1 protein-coding gene is annotated in these 207 nt (G+C 39.6%); it reads left to right on the top strand.

Translation table 11 applies throughout. From position 1 onward, the window contains the following. Positions 1-207, top strand: a 207-nt coding sequence (locus G4L40_RS12950) for an HYR domain-containing protein (RefSeq protein WP_166237599.1), incomplete at both ends; no start/stop codon positions are given.

The raw sequence follows: 207 nt of genomic DNA, 5'->3' as shown, positions 1-207 counted from the left end.
CGGATATCACAATCAACACAAATGATGATTGTTATGCAATTAACGTTGCATTAGGTACACCAGTAACTGCAGACAACTGCTCTGTAGTAAGTGTAACTAACGACGCTCCAGCTTCATTCTCAATAGGAAGTACAACAGTAACTTGGACAATAGTAGATGGTTCAGGTAACACAGCAACTGCTACTCAAGTAGTAACGGTAGAAGATA

Origin of the sequence: Flavobacterium celericrescens (assembly GCF_011392075.1) — a bacterium.
Lineage (GTDB): Bacteria > Bacteroidota > Bacteroidia > Flavobacteriales > Flavobacteriaceae > Flavobacterium > Flavobacterium celericrescens.
The sequence above is the reverse complement of the archived record's forward strand: the minus strand, read 5'-3'. Positions and strand labels throughout refer to the sequence as shown.